Raw genomic sequence first — 15,619 nt, 5'->3', positions numbered from 1 at the left:
GGGTCAGGCGAGGTCGATGTCGAGGATCGCCATTGAGAAATTGTAGTCGCCGTCGTCCTCGTCCTTGAAGACGATGCCGAGGAATTCGTCGCCGACATAGACTTCGGCCGAGTCTTCCTTGCGCGGACGCGCCTTCACCTGCAGCTTGGGATTCTGGAAGACGCGCTTGAAATAGGCGTCCAGCTTTCTGATTTCGTCAGGCTTCAAAAGACTTCTCCGAAATGTCGGCTTAATTCATGGGAACGCGCTTCTGACACGCCGACGATGGCGATGTAAAGGCAAGCCGACAGGATAACACGTGACAACCGGCACCTGAAAACCGTGGCCGGATTCCGGTCACCAGGCGGACTGACAGTCTCAGATGTCGAAGCTGACCACGTGGTCCATGCTCTGCGACGGCAGGAGCTGGTCCATCTGTCGCGAGGGCTGATCGCAGCCGGTTTCTCCCACAACCCGCGCCGGCACGCCGGCGACCGTCTTGTTGTGCGGCACGGGCGACAGCACCACCGAACCTGCGGCAATCTTCGAGCAATGACCGACCTCGATATTGCCGAGAATCTTGGCGCCGGCGCCGATCAGCACGCCGCGGCGGATCTTCGGATGACGGTCGCCATTGGCCTTGCCGGTGCCGCCCAGCGTCACGCCGTGCAGGATCGACACGTCATCCTCGATGACCGCCGTCTCGCCGACGACCAGCCCGGTGGCGTGATCGATAAAGATACCCTTGCCGATGCGAGCGGCCGGGTTGATATCGGTCTGGAACACCGATGACGACCTGCTCTGCAGGTAGAGCGCAAAGTCCCGGCGGCCATGGTTCCACAGCCAGTGCGCCAGACGATGCGTCTGGATGGCGTGAAAACCTTTGAAATAGAGCACCGGCATGATGAAACGGTCGCAGGCCGGGTCGCGGTCGTAATAGGCCTGGATGTCGACGCGCACCGTCGTGCTCCAGTCAGGATCGTCGTCCAGCATGGCTTTGAAGGTCTGGCGGATGAGATCGGAGCCGATATCCTGGTGATCGAGGCGCTCGGCAAGCCGGTGGATCACCGCTTCTTCCAGGCTCTCCTGGTTGAGGATCGTCGAATAGAGGAACGCCGCCAGCAGCGGATCGCGGTTCACCGCCTCCATCGCTTCGTCGCGGATCGACCGCCAGATCGGATCGACCGGCTGCACCCTGCTGGGGCGGGCAATCGTAATGCTGTTCATCGACGCTCTCCGGCCTTCCTCATTCTCCGGCGGCACATATAGGCCACATCATAGCACGGTTGAACTCAATTTTCCTTAGTGCTTTGTCAAATGGACCTGGTTCACGCAAATTCAAGCAGCGATGGAAAACGAACCCTTGATCGGGAGCGCATTCGAAATCGCCTCGATTGTCGTCTCCCCAAACGTAGGAAACGGTCACAGTCCGGCGTCAGACCTCACTGCGGCAATGCCGTTCCGGCCTGTTCCGCCACCATGTAAGCGGCGTACCAGTCGGGCCAGTTCTTGTCGTACTGTCCGCCGGCGCGTTTCTCATGTTCGCCGTGTGCCGCCGCGGCCCGCCGCAGCGCGGCCGCAAGTTCCGGGGATGAAGTGAGCGTCGTGTCACCCGCATCGACGCGCCCGGGCAAGCGCTGGGTGATCTCCTGCAGCAGCCAGCCATTGCCGTCCGGATCGCTGAATGTGACGAACGAGGAATAGCTGCGCCCCTCCGGATGCCGGCCTTTGATCGGCGGCTGGCCGGGGCCGTTGCGGTGGAAGATGTCGCTTGCCTCGACGCCACGCGCCACGAGTTCAGCCCGGGCCGCTTCAATATCGGACACGATCAGATAAAGCACTTTCGCCGAACCAGGCGCGGCCGATGTGAGGCCCGTGCCGAAATGGATCGAACATGGCGAACCCGGCGGCGTGAACTGCACGACCCGGAACGCGTCGCCGACCACGAAGTCGGCATCGAGCCTCCAGCCCAAGCCGGCATAGAAGCCCTTGGCTCGATCGACATCGGCAACTGGGATGACGACCGCCTCCAATTTCATGTCGATCGTGCCAGGTTTCGTCCCGCCGGTCATGTCACGCTCCTTGGGGTTCGATCTCGGCAGCTTCCCTCCGTCGCGCATTTTGGTCAATCGGATACATATGCTCTTGAAGCTGGCGGCGACTTGCGTTGTCCTGCCAGCCTTAGCCGCCCGGAAAAATTCGTCATGAAAAAAGAGACGCTGATCGATGATGCGCTGAAAGCCGAGCTTTGCGCCCTCTATCAGGCCGGGGACCGGCACTATCACAACCTCGCCCATATCGAGGCCATGCTGGCGCTGGCTGAAGAATACCAGGGCCTACTCGACGACCCGGGCGCCACCGAAGCGGCGATCTGGTTTCATGACGCAATCTATGACAGCCGCGCCAAGGACAATGAGGCAAAAAGCGCAGACCTGGCCGAGAAAAAGCTCGCCGGGCGCGTCGATCCTCATCGCCTAGCCCGCATAGCGGCGATGATCAACGCCACCGCCACCCATCAATTGCCGCCTTTGCGCGACGAGGGCGCGCTCAACGATGCGGCCCTTTTGCTCGACATGGATCTGGCGATCCTCGGCGCCGAACCGGCGGTGTTCAATGCTTATGAGAAGGCGGTCCGGCTGGAATATGGCTGGGTGGAGGAGCCGATGTGGCACGCCGGCCGCTCGGCCGTCCTGAAGAGTTTCCTCGCCCGTCCGCACATTTTCCATACGACCGAGTTCCGGGATCGGTTCGAGGCGCAGGCCAGGGAAAATCTCAGCCATTCATTGCACGCCCTGCAAGACCAGCCCTGATAGGCCCATACTCACGCAGGGCTTTGCCTCTATGCCCAAATTCAAGGCCCTGCGATCGCTATCGAACGTGAACCGCTCTGGGATGGCCGTCACCATGGAAAACAGCTTCCACGAACCCGTCGACGCCGCGCAGGTGCCGCGCTTTGCCGGGCTTTCCACTTTCATGCGGCTGCCGGCCGTGCCGAGCGCGAAGGGGCTCGACATCGCCCTTGTCGGAATTCCCTGGGACGGCGGCACGACCAACCGGGCCGGCGCCCGCCACGGTCCGCGCGAAATCAGGAACCAGTCGAGCCTGATGCGCCGGGTCCACCATGTCTCGGGAACCGAACCGTTCTCCATCGCCAATATTGCCGATGTCGGCGACGTCTCGGTCAACCCGATCAACCTGCTCGACGGGTTGAAGCGCATCGAGGACGGCATTGCCGCGATCGTGGCGGACGGTGCCCTGCCGCTTGCTGCGGGCGGCGATCATTTGACGACGCTGCCGGTGCTGCGCGCGGTGGCCCGCAAGCGGCCGGTCGGCATGATCCACTTCGATGCGCATTCCGACACCAATGACCGCTATTTCGGCGACAATCCCTACACGCACGGAACGCCTTTTCGTCGTGCGATCGAGGAAGGGCTGCTCGACCCGAAACGGATTGTCCAGATCGGGATCAGAGGCTCGATCTATGAACCGGGCGAACACGATTGGGCGGCCGCTCAGGGCGTGCGCATCATCTATATGGAAGAATTCGTCCGGCGCGGCGTCGCTTCGGTCATGCAGGAAGCGCGCGATCTAGTCGGCAACAGCCCGATCTATGTGACGTTCGACATCGATTGCATCGACCCGTCCATGGCTCCCGGCACCGGCACGCCGGAGATCGGCGGTTTCACGACACGCGAGGCGCAGGAGTTGGTTCGATTTTTGGACGGATTGAATTTCGTCGGCGCCGATGTCGTCGAGGTCGCGCCTCCGTTCGACGTCGGCGGCATGACGGCGCTGGCCGGCGCGACAATGATGTTCGAGCTGTTGTGCGTCATGGCGAGGTCCCTCGCCGACAGGAGGGCGCAGGGCTAGCGCGACGAGCAGATCGACCATTTGTCAGCCCAGCAGCGCCGCGCGCTCAGAGCGGGTTCTCGGCGTAGAACTCGAGCACGCGTTGCTTGAAGCTCTTGTCGCCGACGGCAAGCATGTGGTCGCGTCCCTCGATGTGAAAGGCCCTGGCGTTAGGCATGAGGGCGGCAAGCTCGTCCGGCGAGCCGCCGATGTCATCTTTGGTGCCGACGGCGATCAGTGTCGGCTGGGCGATGCGGGCCATGTCATCCTCGCTCAGCAACTCGCGCGACTTTGCGATGCAAGCCGCAAGCGCGCGACGATCGCTGCGCGTCTGATCTGCGAAGGCGCGAAAGGAGCGCCCGCGCGGATGCGTGGTCTGGGAAGGGTCTTCCGCCAGCAGGGCCGCCGCGATCGGATCCCAGTCGCCAACGCCGTCGATCATGCCGATGCCGAGGCCGCCGAACACCAGCGTCGCAACCTTCTCCGGATCGGAGAGCGCCAGGAAAGCCGAGACGCGCGCGCCCATCGAATAACCCATAACATGCGCGCGCTCGATGCCGAGATTATCAAGCAGCGCGGCCGCATCGGACGCCATCTTGGCCGGCGTGTAATCGGCCTCGTCATAGCTCTTCGACGACGAGCCATGGCCGCGATGGTCGAAGGCGATCGCCCGGTAGCCGGCGTCGTTCAGCGTCTTGAACCAGCCCGGCGAGACCCAGTTGACGTAGTGGCTCGAGGCAAAGCCATGGATCATCAGCACCGGGTCGCCCTGCCCCGAGGCCGGCCGGCGATCGAGATAGGCAAGTTCGAAACCGTCATGGGAAAAGAACTGCATCGGCAGATTTGCTTTTCAGTTGGCGCCAGTACCGATAGCCGGGTGGCGCAACAGATCGCCTTCCTTGATGCCGTCCCTGGCGGCTGTGCCAGCCTTGAGCTCAAGCACGAAGCGCACGGGTTGTCCCGGCGAGATGATCGCTTCGGATTCGGGCTCGCCGCGCTTGATGGCTTTGATCCTGCCATCCTCACCGATGAAGATCAGGTCGAGGGCCATCGGCGTGTTCTTCATCCAGAAGTCCACCTCGTCCGTTCTTTCAAAGACGAACAACATGCCGTGATCGTCGGCCATGGTCTGGCGAAACATCAGTCCCGCCTCGCGTTCGGCAGAGGTATCGGCGATCTCGATGGAGAAGGAACGCTCTCCCGAACCGGTCGACACCACAAGCGGCGTCCGGTCGATCGGCAGCAGCATCGCATCCGCCGAACTTGGCTTCGCAGCGATGAAACAGGCGGCGAAAACGATCGCGGCGCAGAATATGCCCGCAGTCAGCCAATTGCGATGAACCATGCGTACCTCGTCCAGACGCTCGTCCTAACCCATGATCCGGACAAGTGGAACCGGTTTTCGGACAAGATGGTCGCGCCGCGGCAAAGGGACTTTTCGAGTTGCGTCGAGAAGCCCTCAGTGCGAGACCGACAAGGTACCCATATCAGGGTGGATTTCGGCGGCCATAAGGCCTTTGTCGCCGCGCCCGAACCGAACGAGCACGACTTGGCCGGGCCGGAGCTCGGTTATGCCGTAGCGCCGCAGCGTCTCCATGTGGACGAAGATGTCTTCCGTCCCCTCGCCCCGCGTCAGGAAGCCGAATCCCTTGGTGCGGTTGAACCACTTGACCAAGGCTCGCTCGAGGCCGCTCTCCGGGTTGACGGTGACGTGGGTGCGCTGTTCCTGCTCTGCCGGGTGGACGGCCGTCGAAGCATCCATGGAAAGGACGCGGAAAGCTTGCAAGCCGCGCTCGCCCTGTTTCACCAGGCAGACGACCCGCGCGCCCTCGAGCGCCGTCTGGAAACCGTCCCTTCGAAGACATGTCACATGGAGGAGAATATCACCCGAGACGCCGTCGTCCGGAAGAATGAAGCCGTAGCCCTTGGCCACGTCGAACCATTTGATAGCGCCGGCGATTTCGACAAGCTCGGCGGAGTCGCCGCCATTGTCCCGCTGCAAGGCGTCGTCAAGGCTTCCGTCCCGCCTCGTGAAAGAGGCTTTTTCCCCCATAAGAATGCCCCCTTTTTTCCAACTGAACTGCAACTGATTCTTGCCAAGAGATTAACACTGCGGCTTCCGGGGTGTGCAAGGGCTGACGTGCCTTTTTTCACCGTTCAGCACCGGAAAGGCTGAAATGTCCTTTGCCGGCGCTTCCGGAAGCCGAAATCGCAAGGCCTGAAGTCGACCGTGCCGCCGCTATTGTCGGACGATTGCCCTTTCCCCGGACGGCTCCTATGGTGCCTTCCAACCCCAACACTTTGAGGAAGCCGCCATGCGCTATCTGCACACAATGGTCCGCGTCGCCGATATCGACCAGTCGCTCGATTTCTACTGCAACAAGCTCGGCCTCAAGGAGGTGCGCCGCTACGAGAACGAGCAGGGCCGCTACACGTTGATCTTCCTCGCCGCGCCGGAAGACGAGCAAAGCGGCATCCATGAGAAGGCGCCGCTGATCGAATTGACCTACAATTGGGACCCGGAGGACTATAAGGGCGGCCGCAATTTCGGCCACCTCGCCTATGAGGTCGACGACATCTACGCAACCTGCCAGAAGCTGATGGACAATGGCGTGACCATCAATCGTCCGCCGCGCGACGGCAACATGGCTTTTGTCCGCTCGCCGGACGGCATCTCGATCGAGCTGCTGCAGAAAGGCCCGGCCAAGGCGAAGGCCGAACCATGGGCCTCGATGCCGAACACGGGCGTCTGGTAAATCCACCCCGATTTGACCGGGGGCAGCTAGCGTTTCGCCCGGCGCTGCCTATCTATCCGCGATTGGCGCCAGCCTCATCCAGGCTGGCGTCTCTTCATCCGCCAGGAGAATTTCATGCTGACCAGCCGCGCCGATGTCGCCACCGAACATGCCAGCCGCTACCTGCAGCAGCTCTGCAAGCACTGGTCGCATAAATTCCCGGTCGAGTTCGACCCGCAGCACGGCGCTATCCAGCTCTCGATCGGCCGCACCGTGATGGATGCCGACGATCGTGCCCTGCACATCGCTGTGGCCGCCGACGACGAAGCGTCGCTGGAGCGGCTGGAGAGCGTGGTCGCGGACCATATCAAGCGCTTCGCCTTCCGCGAGGAATTGAGCTTCGACTGGCAAAAGGCTGCCTGAGCCGGAGCAATTCCCGGAAAAGTGCCTCGGACAGTCAGCCGCCGGCCTTGTCGGCCATGTCGAGCAGGGCCAGCACGCTGCGCCAGTTGCGCGCCGTGCCCGGCACCTTCAAGGTACGCGGGATGAGGTTGGCGAACACCGATTTGCCGAGCCCGTCCGGCGCATGGAGGTAAAGCACGTCGCCCTTGATCTCGAAGCGCTCGGGGCCGGAGCATTTGTCGGCGAGCCGCTTCGTCTCCTCGGCGGTCGGCTCCCGTTCCAGCGCATAAGCGTGCAGCTTGGTCGGCTCGCCGGCGACCTCGGGATAGGGATTGTCCTTCACCAGCCGCTCGAACCAGCCGGCATCGCGCACCATGATGCGCGAATGAAAACCCCACTTCTTCTCGAAGGCAGCCTCGATCTCCTTGGTCAGCGCCGCCGCGTCCCCCTTCTTCGCCCGGAACACGACATTGCCGCTCTGCACATAAGTCGCGACATCGCTGAAGCCGAGACTTTCGAAGAAGGCTTTGAGCTCCGCCATTTTGACGACGCGGTTGCCGCCGACATTGATGCCGGAAAATAGCGCAACGAAAACCGGGCCCTTCATATGATGAACCCCGCCAGCGTCTCGTTGTCGGTGATATCCTGATATTGCACGCCTTCGGCGTCGAAATTGGTCTTCAGCAGGTCGAAATTGCGCCGGTCCTTGGTCTCGATGCCGATCAGCACCGAGCCGAAATTGCGCGCCGATTTTTTCAGATACTCGAAGCGGGCGATGTCATCGTCGGGACCGAGCATTTCGAGGAAATCACGCAGCGCGCCCGGCCGTTGCGGGAAGCGGATGATGAAATACTTCTTCAGCCCCTCGAAGCGCAGCGCCCTCTCCTTCACGTCCGGCAGCCGCTCGAAGTCGAAATTGCCGCCGGAGACGACCGCGACGATGGTCTTGCCCCTGATCTCCTTGCGCGAAAAATCCTTGAGCGCGTCGATCGCCAGCGCGCCGGCCGGCTCCAGTACGACCCCCTCGACATTGAGCATCTCGATCATAGTGGCGCAGAGCCGGTTCTCCGGAACCAGCCGCACGGCATCGGCGGTGAAGTCCTTGAGATGGCGCAACGGCTCGCGTCCGATCTCGGCCACCGCGGCACCGTCGACAAAATTGTCGACCTTGGCGAGCTTGACCCGCTTGCCGCCGGCAAGGCTCTCGCGCAGGCTCGGCGCGCCCGCCGGCTCGCAGAACACGAAACGCGGATCGCGATGCTGGTCGGCGAAATAGTGGGTCACACCGGCGGCGAGGCCGCCGCCGCCCACCGGCAGCATGACGATGTCGGGCACGCGCCCGCCCGGCATCTGGGCCGCGATCTCGTAGGCAACCGTCGCCTGGCCCTCGATAATGTCCTTGTGGTCAAAGGGCGGCACCATATGCGCGCCGGCGGCTTCGGTGAATTCGAAGGCGGCGCGGTAGCAATCGTCGAAGAAGTCGCCGACCAGCCTGATCTCGACGAAATCGCCGCCGAACAGCCGCGTCTTGTCGATCTTCTGCTGCGGCGTCGTCACCGGCATGAACACGACGCCCTTCTTGCCGAAATGGCGGCAGACGAAGGCAAAGCCTTGGGCGTGATTGCCTGCCGAGGCGCAGACGAACAGCTCGGCATTATTGCCGGCGGCGAGCGCCTTGCGGAAGAAGTTGAACGCGCCCCTGATCTTGTAGGAGCGCACCGGCGTCAGATCCTCACGCTTCAAAAGGATGCGCGCGCCTGTCTTCTTGGACAGATAATCGTTCTCCTGCAGCGGCGTTTCCGGAAAGATTTCGCGGATCGCCTCGGCGGCAGCGGCGACGCGAGAAGAGAAGCTGTTCAATAGAAGTCCCTCATTTGGTCTCGGCGGTACGCCAGGACAGCCATATCCCGCGCCTGCAATCTTCCTGCCGCCGTTTTGGCTTTCGCGCAACAGTGCGATGGCCGTCGCCCGACGCTGAGCCAATTTCCGCTGGACACGACTTACTTTAGCCGCACTTCGGCTGTCCGGGAGATTTCCGCGGAGGTGGACGGCCAATCGTGGCCGGAGTGGAATGCCAGTGAAAGTGTCGACGTGCGGTTGAAGACAATTCTGATCATCGCCTTTGCCCTGCTGATAGCAGGCTGCGCGGGCCAGCAGACGCAGGAAATCCTGGGCAGCGTCGTCGTGCCGACGACGGCGACCGAGATCGCCGGCAACCACTCGATCTTCATCGCCACGACCCGCAAGCGCTCCGACGACCCGAACAAGGTTTTTGACGGCGAACGCTCGGCGACCCTCAACTATGCGCGTGTCAACGTCACCGTTCCCCCCATTCACCAGACCGGCCAGATCGAGCGCCGTTCGCGCGGCAAGTCGAACGACCCGACGAAATATTTCATGGCCTCCGAAGTCGTCGGCTACGACACGCAGCCGAAATTCGCCAGCGCCCTCAACACCGACATCGACGCCCGCGGCGGCCGCGTCATGGTTTTCGTCCACGGCTACAACACCGGCTTCGACGACGCCGTCTACCGGCTGACTCAGATCGTCCACGATTCCGGCTATCCGGGCACGCCGGTGCTGTTTTCCTGGGCCTCCGGCGCCAAGACCACCGACTATGTCTATGACAAGGAAAGCGCCGCCGCCGCCCGCGACCAGCTGGAGGTGACGTTGCGGATGCTGGCGCAGACCGGCGCCCGGCGCATCGACATTGTCGCCCATTCGATGGGAACCTGGGTGACGATGGAGACGCTGCGCCAGCTTGCCATCACCGGCGACCGCGATCTCGGTGGCAAGCTCGGCGACGTTGTGCTCGCCTCGCCCGACATCGATGTCGATGTGTTCAAGAGCCAGATGCGCCGCTACGGCAAGCCGGACAAGCCCTTCATCCTGCTCCTGTCGGACGACGACCGGGCGCTGCGGCTCTCCGGCCTGATCGCCGGCGCGCGGCCACGCGTCGGCGACTATCGGGATGCCGCAGATCTCGCCTCCTATGGCGTCACGGTGGTCGACCTCTCCAAGATCAAGGGCGTCGACAGTTTCAACCACACCAAATTCGCCGACAATCCGATGATGGTGCAGATGATCGGACAGCGGCTGCGCGAGGACGATGGCTTTGCCAGCGATCGTGATGTGACGGACCGCATCCGTCAGCTCGCTGCGCAGTAACCGTATCGGTGCGGGTTCCGCGCCGCAGGGACTTTGAACTGGACCCGGCCGCTCTCTGGCTTTATCGCAGTAGCAAGAGATGTTGCCGCCCTTGGGGGACCCCGGGTGATTGCGCATGTGAAGATCGTTGTCGGCCTTGCCTTCACGCTCGCCCTCGCCGGCTGCGCCGGTCCCACGCATGATCTTCTCAACCGCAAAACAGTTACAGCGCCTGCCTCCGACATCGCCGCCACGCATGAGATCTTCGTCGCCACCACCCGCCAGCAGGCGACCAAGGATCCGCGCCAGGTCTTCGACGGCGACCGTTCGCTGACCACCAGCTACGCCCGCATCGACGTCACCGTGCCGAAGATCCACCAGGTCGGCGCGATCGAGCGCGCCAAGGGCTCGGCAGACTCCAATCCGGCCAAGCAGTTCACCGCCACCGATGTCGTCCACTATGGCGACGCGCGGCAATTCGCCAAGGCGGTCGGCGCCGACATTTCCATGCGCGGCGACCGTGCCCTGGTGTTCGTGCACGGCTTCAACAACGGTTTCGACGACGGTATCTACCGCATCACGCAGATAGCGCATGACACCAAATATCCCGGAACGCCGGTGCTGTTCTCATGGGCATCGAGCGCCAAGGCGACCGGCTACATCTATGACAAGGACAGTTCGACCGCCGCGCGCGACGATCTCGAGGCGACGCTGCGGATGCTTGCCAAGACACGCGTCAAGAGCATCGACATCATCGCCCATTCAATGGGCACCTGGCTGACGATGGAGGCGCTGCGACAGCTCGCCATCACCGGCGACCGCGATCTCGGCGGCAAGCTCGGTTACGTCATCCTCGCCTCGCCCGACATCGACGTCGATGTCTTCAAGAAGCAAATGATCCGCTACGGCAAGCCGGACAAACCCTTCGCCATCCTGCTTTCGGGCGATGACCGGGCGCTGAAGCTGTCGAGCTTCATTTCCGGCGACAAGCCGCGCGTCGGCGACTACGGCAACGCGGCCGATCTTGCCGATTACGGCGTGACGGTCGTCGACCTGACCCACGCCAAGGGCGGCGACGGCCTGAACCACGCCAAATTCGCCGATAACCCGATCCTGGTGCAATTGCTGGGCAACCGGCTGCGCACACCGGCCGGGCTTGCGTCGGACGAGCCCGACCCGACGCAGCTCAACGATATCGGCCAAGGCCTCGGCAAGGCGGTCGGCTCGGTCGCCGAGGTCGTCATCACCACGCCGTTCAGGGTCTTGACCATCGCTACCGGCGGATAGCTGACGCTCAGATAAAAAGATCGACCTTCTGGAACGTCGTCACGTCGACCAGGCCGACGTCCGAGATCCTGAGCTCCGGAATGACCACGAGCGCCAGCAGCGAGTGCTGCATATAGGCGTTGTTGAGCGAGCAGCCGACCTTGCGCATCGCCTCGGTCAGTTGATCGGCCTTGGCCGCGACGATCTCGGCGCGTTCGTCGGACATCAGGCCGGCGATCGGCATCTCGACGAGCGCCAGTTCCTTGCCCTCGGAATAAAGCACGACGCCGCCGCCCACCTCGCTCAGCCGGTTCACGGCCAAGGCCATATCCTCCTTGTTGGTGCCGACGACAATGATGTGGTGCGCGTCATGCGCCACGCTGGACGCCATTGCGCAGTCTTTCACATAGCCGAAACCGGAGACGAAGGCGTTGGTGACGCCGCCCGTGCCGCGATGCCGCTCGACCAGGGCGATCTGGCAGATGTCGTTGCGGCGATCCATGGCGACCAGCCCGTCCTCAACCGCCAGATCGGCTTCCAGAGCCCGCGTCGGCGCCTGGTTCTCGATCACGCCGATCACCCGCGCCCGCACCTCGTTGGCGCCCGCCGGCGCGGAAATGTCAAAATCCTTCGCCGCGAGCTTCTTGCCGAGCTTGACCGTGTTCTTTGCGGATTGCGGATAGTCATAGGCGGGGATGTCGATCTCGAGCTTGCCGGCCTTGGCCACCCGGACGCCGCGGGCATAGACCTCGTCGATGGTCATCCGGGCAAGGTCCGAAACGATCAGCAGATCGGCCAGCCGTCCGGGCGCGATGGAGCCGATCTCGCGCTCCAGCCTGAAATGCTGCGCGGTGTTGAGCGTCGCCATCTGGATCGCCGTCACCGGCTTCAGCCCCTGGCTGATGGCATGCCGCACCACGCGATCCATATGGCCTTCATGCACCAGCGTGCCGGAGTGGCTGTCATCGGTGCACAGGATGAAGTTGCGCGGGTCGATGCCGCCCTCGGTCACCGCCTTGATCTGCGAAGCGACGTCGTACCAGGCCGAGCCCAGCCTCAGCATAGCCTTCATGCCCTGGCGCACCCGCGCGATCGCGTCCTCCGCGCGCGTGCCTTCATGGTCGTCCTCCGCTCCGCCGGCGACATAGCCGTGGAAGGGCAGGCCGAGATCGGGCGATGCATAATGCCCGCCCACCGTCTTGCCCGCCCTGACCGTCTCGGCGATCTCGCCCGACATCACCGGATCGTTGGCAGCGACGCCGGGGAAATTCATCACCTCGCCAAGCCCGATGATATTTTCCCAGGTCATGGCCTCGGCGACGTCGGCGACCGTCAATTCGGCGCCGGCATGCTCCAGCCCCGGCGCCGACGGCACGCAGGACGGCATCTGCACATGCACGTTGATCGGCATCGCGACCGCCTCGTCATGCATCAGGCGCACGCCCGGCAGTCCAAGCACATTAGCGATCTCGTGCGGATCGATGAACATCGAGGTCGTGCCGTGCGGGATGACCGCGCGGCAGAACTCCGTCACCGTCACCATGCCGCTTTCGACATGCATATGCGCGTCGCAAAGGCCGGGCACCAGATAGCGCCCGCCGGCATCGACGACCTTCGTCCCCTGCCCGATGGCATGGCTGGCGTTCGGCCCGCAATAGGCGAAGCGGCCGGCTGCGATCGCGATATCGGTGCCGGGGATGATCTCGCCCGAATGGACGTTCACCCAGCGACCGTTGCGGATGACCAGATCGGCCGGCTTTCGGCCCATCGCGACGTCGACCAGATGTGTCGCCACTTCCGTCCACGGCTTTGGCTTTGCGGCGCTGGTCGGCTTGGCGTTCGTCATGGGCTTGAGTCCTCTGCGTAGGTCACTTTGGCAAATGTCGGCGTCCGGAGCCAGAGCATCAGGTCGTAAACCACTGTTGCAGAGATGCAATTCCGTTTCGCGGCGAATGGGGCTAGTCTGCTTCGAGGAGTCGTTCGAAACCGCCATTTCGGAGCGATCGATGCGTCGCCTGACGCTTGCCAGTGCCGGTTTTCTTGTCCTGCTGTCCGGCTCCGCTTGGGCGGCGGATCTGGGGGCTGATCTGCCGATGACCGCGGCCGGCTTCGATTGGACCGGCTATTACGCCGGCCTGCAGGCCGGCTATGGCTGGGGCCGGTCCGACATCAGCGTCGAGGGCGGTTCGGTGAAGCCCGATATCGATGGCGGTTTCGTCGGCGGCCATGTCGCGGGGCTCTGGCAGTTCGACCAGGCCGTGATCGGCGCCGAAGCCGATCTGAACTACGCCTCGATCAACGGCACCGCCGAGGCCGGCCCGGCAAACACATTCGGCACCGACATCAAATGGTTCGGATCGATCGATGCCAAGGCCGGCTACGCCACGGATCGCGTGCTGATCTACGGCATCGGCGGCGTGGCTTTTGCCGGCATCGAGACCTCGCAGGCAGCAGGCACGGCCTTTGCCCAAACCCACACCAGCACCGGCTGGACGCTCGGCGCCGGTGTCGACTATGCCTTGACCAACAATGTCGTCGTCGGCGCGCAATACCGCTACTACGATTTCGGCAAGGAGCATTTCGATGCGCCGGACACCTTCGCCGACCGCGATCAGGACGTGAAGCTGCAGACGCTAGGCGTGAATTTCAGCTATAAATTCTAGGGTTTGCGGCACCGCGACGACGCGCCCCCCCTCTCGCATGTCTTGAAAATTCAGGGTGGCCGGCGCCCGCAGGGGGCGGGGGAATGGGTAGGGGCCTGATAGACGCCGGCCTCGGCGGATCGATCCGCCACGGCGCAAACATTAGCGCTCCCAGGGCAGGCCGTAATAGCGTGATCGCGCCACTTTCCCACCGCCCTGCCCCGCCTAGCGGACATGCTTGGCTGAACGGTCAAGACCGGTCCGAAGCCCTCTTTCCTTCAGGCATGACCTCGAGGCATTCCTCCAGCCGCCGCAGCCGGGCCTTTTGCCATCGCAACGTGTGCGCAACCTCGTGCAGGTTCCATTTGGCCTTCGAATTGGCGGCCTCGATCAGCCCTCGTTCGAGCCGACCGATCTCCCTGCGCAGCTGCTGCGCCTCCTCCTCCCGCAGTCCCCTGATCCAGCCTGGCCCACGCATGGTTCCACCATCAAAGCCGGCCATAGACTCGCACATAAAGGCTAATGGGATCAGTTCAGAGAAGTTGGCATTTTAAATATCACTAATATTAAATCTGCACTTGAGAACGGGCCGGACGGCGGCACAAAGCGCAGCCGATCCGAAACATGGCTTGACGGCTCATATCTGGCATCTGAAAAGGGCACGCCTGCGGACGTGGCGGAATTGGTAGACGCAAGGGACTTAAAATCCCTCGATCTCTGATCGTACGGGTTCGATTCCCGTCGTCCGCACCACCCTTCGCTCTTCGACGAGTCCTCCGAAGCCTTGGCGAAGGAGGAGCTTCGGATGGCAGGCCACCTCCAACGCGCAATCGGCTCAACCTTTCATCGGGTTGAGCTTCAAATGCTGAATCAGAATAATCGTCTTGGCATCGACGATGCGGCCGTCGGCGATGCCGGCCAGCGCCTCGTCCAAGGGCATTTCCAGAACCTCGATGTCCTCGCCTTCTTCCGGCGCACCGCCCCCGTCGGAAATACGGTCGGCCGGCGAATAGCGCGCGGTGAAGAACCAGAGCCGCTCCGTCACGCTGCCCGGGCTCATGAACGGCGAAAACAGCCGCTCGACATCCTTCAGGTGATAACCCAGTTCCTCCTCCGCTTCCTTGCGGATGGCGGTTTCGGGATCGTTCTCGTCGAGCAAGCCGGCGCAAGCCTCGATCAGCGGCTCGTGGTGGCCTACGGCGTAAGCCGGGAAGCGGAATTGACGCACCAGGAGGACGGTCGAGCGCTGCGGATCGAAGGGCAGGATCACGGCGCCGTCGCCGCGATCGTAGGTCTGGCGGGTCTGCGTCTCCCATCGCCCGTCGCGGCGGCGATAGTCGAGCACCGTCTTCTTCAGCACCGCCCAGTCGTCCGAAAGGACCTCCTGCGAACGGATGCGAATGCGATCTTCCATGACGACCTCCGTATTGGTTGCAAAGGCGTAGCGGTGAAAGGTGTCGCAGGCAATCCAGGAAACCGACTGGCCTGGTATCCGACTGGCCTCGAAACCGATTGGTCCAGCGGGGGAGTCTCACCGGCTCGTGTCTGGCGCGTCGCGTCGCGACTGCCTAGATAGCGGTATCTCTCCAGGAGCCCGTT

Annotated in this window: 18 protein-coding genes and 1 tRNA gene; 8 read left to right on the top strand and 11 right to left on the bottom strand. The window is 62.9% G+C overall.

Translation table 11 applies throughout. The annotated features are described in order from the left end of the window. Window positions 1–3: 3 nt before the first annotated feature. The 3 genes from LB520_RS02730 to LB520_RS02720 all read right to left on the bottom strand — a co-directional run bounded on the left by LB520_RS02730 (window position 4) and on the right by LB520_RS02720 (window position 2,018). Window positions 4–207 (bottom strand): DUF3126 family protein, encoded by a 204-nt coding sequence (locus LB520_RS02730; protein WP_027166457.1) that lies wholly within the window; start codon window positions 205–207, stop codon window positions 4–6. A gap of 150 nt (window positions 208–357) precedes the next feature. Next, the gene (gene cysE / locus LB520_RS02725; protein ID WP_095765150.1) at window positions 358–1,206 is read right to left on the bottom strand and encodes a serine O-acetyltransferase; all 849 of its coding nucleotides are present in this window, start codon (window positions 1,204–1,206) and stop codon (window positions 358–360) included. Window positions 1,207–1,421: 215 nt separating this feature from the next. Beyond that, the gene (locus LB520_RS02720) at window positions 1,422–2,018 is read right to left on the bottom strand and encodes a VOC family protein (RefSeq protein WP_411969856.1); all 597 of its coding nucleotides are present in this window, start codon (window positions 2,016–2,018) and stop codon (window positions 1,422–1,424) included. Between the two features lie 165 nt (window positions 2,019–2,183). Between LB520_RS02720 and LB520_RS02715 the strand changes: the two genes are divergently transcribed. Next, window positions 2,184–2,789 carry a hypothetical protein gene (locus LB520_RS02715; protein ID WP_224636328.1) on the top strand — a complete coding sequence of 202 codons (606 nt, stop codon included), beginning with the start codon at window positions 2,184–2,186 and terminating at the stop codon, window positions 2,787–2,789. A 94-nt stretch (window positions 2,790–2,883) separates the two neighbouring features. After that, window positions 2,884–3,849: an agmatinase gene (gene speB / locus LB520_RS02710; protein WP_224636327.1), complete on the top strand. Its 966-nt coding sequence runs from the start codon at window positions 2,884–2,886 to the stop codon at window positions 3,847–3,849. Window positions 3,850–3,895: 46 nt separating this feature from the next. On the opposite strand, the gene LB520_RS02705 is transcribed toward speB, so the two are convergent. The 3 genes from LB520_RS02705 to LB520_RS02695 form a co-directional block, all read right to left on the bottom strand. Then, the gene (locus LB520_RS02705) at window positions 3,896–4,663 is read right to left on the bottom strand and encodes an alpha/beta fold hydrolase (protein WP_224636326.1); all 768 of its coding nucleotides are present in this window, start codon (window positions 4,661–4,663) and stop codon (window positions 3,896–3,898) included. A 15-nt stretch (window positions 4,664–4,678) separates the two neighbouring features. After that, window positions 4,679–5,173, bottom strand: coding sequence for a DUF192 domain-containing protein (locus tag LB520_RS02700; protein WP_224525491.1), 495 nt, complete (start codon window positions 5,171–5,173; stop codon window positions 4,679–4,681). A 114-nt stretch (window positions 5,174–5,287) separates the two neighbouring features. Beyond that, the gene (locus tag LB520_RS02695; RefSeq protein WP_095765583.1) at window positions 5,288–5,881 is read right to left on the bottom strand and encodes a cold-shock protein; all 594 of its coding nucleotides are present in this window, start codon (window positions 5,879–5,881) and stop codon (window positions 5,288–5,290) included. A 262-nt stretch (window positions 5,882–6,143) separates the two neighbouring features. Between LB520_RS02695 and gloA the strand changes: the two genes are divergently transcribed. Both gloA and LB520_RS02685 read left to right on the top strand, forming a co-directional pair. Then, window positions 6,144–6,584: a lactoylglutathione lyase gene (gene gloA, locus LB520_RS02690; protein ID WP_095765146.1), complete on the top strand. Its 441-nt coding sequence runs from the start codon at window positions 6,144–6,146 to the stop codon at window positions 6,582–6,584. A gap of 114 nt (window positions 6,585–6,698) precedes the next feature. Then, complete coding sequence (locus tag LB520_RS02685; RefSeq protein ID WP_224525489.1) at window positions 6,699–6,986, top strand: DUF2218 domain-containing protein; 288 nt, start codon at window positions 6,699–6,701, stop codon at window positions 6,984–6,986. A gap of 34 nt (window positions 6,987–7,020) precedes the next feature. On the opposite strand, the gene LB520_RS02680 is transcribed toward LB520_RS02685, so the two are convergent. Next, the gene (locus LB520_RS02680; protein ID WP_224636325.1) at window positions 7,021–7,572 is read right to left on the bottom strand and encodes a DUF1697 domain-containing protein; all 552 of its coding nucleotides are present in this window, start codon (window positions 7,570–7,572) and stop codon (window positions 7,021–7,023) included. Beyond that, the gene (gene ilvA, locus LB520_RS02675; RefSeq protein WP_224543785.1) at window positions 7,569–8,825 is read right to left on the bottom strand and encodes a threonine ammonia-lyase IlvA; all 1,257 of its coding nucleotides are present in this window, start codon (window positions 8,823–8,825) and stop codon (window positions 7,569–7,571) included. Before ilvA ends, LB520_RS02680 begins: the two co-directional genes overlap by 4 nt. Before the next feature lie 231 nt (window positions 8,826–9,056). Between ilvA and LB520_RS02670 the strand changes: the two genes are divergently transcribed. Then, complete coding sequence (locus LB520_RS02670) at window positions 9,057–10,133, top strand: alpha/beta hydrolase (protein ID WP_140840540.1); 1,077 nt, start codon at window positions 9,057–9,059, stop codon at window positions 10,131–10,133. A 117-nt stretch (window positions 10,134–10,250) separates the two neighbouring features. Continuing rightward, window positions 10,251–11,399 (top strand): alpha/beta hydrolase, encoded by a 1,149-nt coding sequence (locus tag LB520_RS02665; protein ID WP_224636324.1) that lies wholly within the window; start codon window positions 10,251–10,253, stop codon window positions 11,397–11,399. 7 nt (window positions 11,400–11,406) lie between these two features. Here the strand turns inward: LB520_RS02665 and ade are convergent, their stop codons facing one another. After that, the gene (gene ade, locus LB520_RS02660) at window positions 11,407–13,224 is read right to left on the bottom strand and encodes an adenine deaminase (protein WP_224636323.1); all 1,818 of its coding nucleotides are present in this window, start codon (window positions 13,222–13,224) and stop codon (window positions 11,407–11,409) included. Between the two features lie 160 nt (window positions 13,225–13,384). On the opposite strand from ade, the gene LB520_RS02655 reads away from it, so the two are divergent. Next, window positions 13,385–14,041 carry an outer membrane protein gene (locus LB520_RS02655; protein ID WP_224636322.1) on the top strand — a complete coding sequence of 219 codons (657 nt, stop codon included), beginning with the start codon at window positions 13,385–13,387 and terminating at the stop codon, window positions 14,039–14,041. Window positions 14,042–14,270: 229 nt separating this feature from the next. Here the strand turns inward: LB520_RS02655 and LB520_RS02650 are convergent, their stop codons facing one another. Next, window positions 14,271–14,522: a hypothetical protein gene (locus LB520_RS02650; RefSeq protein WP_224601500.1), complete on the bottom strand. Its 252-nt coding sequence runs from the start codon at window positions 14,520–14,522 to the stop codon at window positions 14,271–14,273. A 165-nt stretch (window positions 14,523–14,687) separates the two neighbouring features. On the opposite strand from LB520_RS02650, the gene LB520_RS02645 reads away from it, so the two are divergent. Then, window positions 14,688–14,773 (top strand) — tRNA-Leu (locus tag LB520_RS02645). Window positions 14,774–14,855: 82 nt separating this feature from the next. On the opposite strand, the gene LB520_RS02640 is transcribed toward LB520_RS02645, so the two are convergent. After that, on the bottom strand, window positions 14,856–15,434 hold the full coding sequence (locus tag LB520_RS02640) for an NUDIX domain-containing protein (RefSeq protein ID WP_095765140.1): 579 nt from the start codon (window positions 15,432–15,434) through the stop codon (window positions 14,856–14,858). Between the last annotated feature and the right edge of the window lie 185 nt (window positions 15,435–15,619).

The sequence above is a fragment of the Mesorhizobium sp. CA12 genome, from assembly GCF_020165255.1.
Lineage (GTDB): Bacteria > Pseudomonadota > Alphaproteobacteria > Rhizobiales > Rhizobiaceae > Mesorhizobium.
The sequence above is the reverse complement of the archived record's forward strand: the minus strand, read 5'-3'. Positions and strand labels throughout refer to the sequence as shown.

Bases quoted from the DNA above. Each gene is read 5' to 3' on its own strand.
- LB520_RS02680 (WP_224636325.1), bottom strand. From the start codon at position 7,572: ATGAAGGGCCCGGTTTTCGTTGCGCTATTTTCCGGCATCAATGTCGGC.
- LB520_RS02685 (WP_224525489.1), top strand. From the start codon at position 6,699: ATGCTGACCAGCCGCGCCGATGTCGCCACCGAACATGCCAGCCGCTAC.
- LB520_RS02700 (WP_224525491.1), bottom strand. From the start codon at position 5,173: ATGGTTCATCGCAATTGGCTGACTGCGGGCATATTCTGCGCCGCGATC.
- cysE (WP_095765150.1), bottom strand. From the start codon at position 1,206: ATGAACAGCATTACGATTGCCCGCCCCAGCAGGGTGCAGCCGGTCGAT.
- ade (WP_224636323.1), bottom strand. From the start codon at position 13,224: ATGACGAACGCCAAGCCGACCAGCGCCGCAAAGCCAAAGCCGTGGACG.
- LB520_RS02720 (WP_411969856.1), bottom strand. From the start codon at position 2,018: ATGAAATTGGAGGCGGTCGTCATCCCAGTTGCCGATGTCGATCGAGCC.
- speB (WP_224636327.1), top strand. From the start codon at position 2,884: ATGGAAAACAGCTTCCACGAACCCGTCGACGCCGCGCAGGTGCCGCGC.
- LB520_RS02655 (WP_224636322.1), top strand. From the start codon at position 13,385: ATGCGTCGCCTGACGCTTGCCAGTGCCGGTTTTCTTGTCCTGCTGTCC.
- LB520_RS02705 (WP_224636326.1), bottom strand. From the start codon at position 4,663: ATGCAGTTCTTTTCCCATGACGGTTTCGAACTTGCCTATCTCGATCGC.
- LB520_RS02715 (WP_224636328.1), top strand. From the start codon at position 2,184: ATGAAAAAAGAGACGCTGATCGATGATGCGCTGAAAGCCGAGCTTTGC.
- LB520_RS02695 (WP_095765583.1), bottom strand. From the start codon at position 5,881: ATGGGGGAAAAAGCCTCTTTCACGAGGCGGGACGGAAGCCTTGACGAC.
- LB520_RS02650 (WP_224601500.1), bottom strand. From the start codon at position 14,522: ATGGCCGGCTTTGATGGTGGAACCATGCGTGGGCCAGGCTGGATCAGG.
- LB520_RS02640 (WP_095765140.1), bottom strand. From the start codon at position 15,434: ATGGAAGATCGCATTCGCATCCGTTCGCAGGAGGTCCTTTCGGACGAC.
- gloA (WP_095765146.1), top strand. From the start codon at position 6,144: ATGCGCTATCTGCACACAATGGTCCGCGTCGCCGATATCGACCAGTCG.